The following is a 1,102-nucleotide window of genomic DNA, read 5'->3' as shown; positions in this document are numbered from 1 at the left end:
CAAAGGAGTTCCGTGTCTTCAAATCCGATTCGTGTTGCCATTGTCGGCGTGGGTAACTGCGCTGCTTCCCTGGTGCAGGGTGTCCACTACTACCGGGATGCCGACCCCCAGGCAACGATCCCGGGTCTGATGCATGTTGAGTTCGGCAAGTACCACGTCAACGACGTCCAGTTCGTAGCCGCTTTCGATGTTGACGGCAAGAAGGTCGGCGTTGACCTGGCCGATGCCATCCTGGCCAGCGAGAACAACACCATCAAGATCGCCGACGTTCCGCCGACCGGGGTGACCGTGCAGCGCGGCCACACCCTGGACGGGCTCGGCAAGTACTACCTCGAGACCATCGAGCAGTCCCCGGCCGAGCCGGTCGACGTGGTCCAGGCCCTCAAGGACGCCAAGGCTGACGTCATGGTCTGCTACCTGCCCGTCGGATCGCAGGAGGCCGCGGAGTTCTACGCACAGTGCGCCATCGACGCCGGAGTGGGCTTCGTCAATGCCCTGCCGGTGTTCCTCGCCGGTACCAAGGAATGGGCGGACAAGTTCACTGCCGCCGGCGTTCCGATCGTGGGCGATGACATCAAGAGCCAGATCGGCGCGACCATCACGCACCGCGTCATGGCCAAGCTCTTCGAAGACCGCGGCGTCACGCTGGACCGCACGTACCAGCTCAATGTCGGCGGCAACATGGACTTCAAGAACATGCTGGAGCGCGACCGCCTCGAGTCCAAGAAGATCTCCAAGACCCAGGCCGTCACCTCGAACGTCGAGGCCGARCTSGCTGCGAAGGACGTTCACATCGGCCCGTCGGACTACGTCCAGTGGCTGGACGACCGCAAGTGGGCCTTCGTCCGGCTCGAGGGCCGCAACTTCGGCGACGCCCCCGTCTCGCTCGAATACAAGCTGGAGGTCTGGGACTCGCCCAACTCCGCCGGCGTGATCATCGACGCCATCCGCGCCGCCAAGATCGGCCTGGACCGCGGTATCGGCGGGCCGCTCCTGTCGGCTTCGAGCTACTTCATGAAGTCCCCGCCGGAGCAGTTCAATGACGACCTCGCCCGTGAAAAGGTCGAGGCCTTCATCCGCGGCGACCTCGAGCGCTAAACCC

1 protein-coding gene is annotated in these 1,102 nt (G+C 63.9%); it reads left to right on the top strand.

The genetic code is table 11. The features are described 5' to 3' along the window. The first annotated feature begins 12 nt into the window (after positions 1–12). The gene (locus AC1DD3_RS22050; RefSeq protein ID WP_230121535.1) at positions 13–1,098 is read left to right on the top strand and encodes an inositol-3-phosphate synthase; all 1,086 of its coding nucleotides are present in this window, start codon (positions 13–15) and stop codon (positions 1,096–1,098) included. The last annotated feature ends 4 nt before the right edge of the window (positions 1,099–1,102 follow it).

The sequence above is a fragment of the Arthrobacter sp. 05T444 genome (assembly GCF_056395905.1).
The sequence above is the reverse complement of the archived record's forward strand: the minus strand, read 5'-3'. Positions and strand labels throughout refer to the sequence as shown.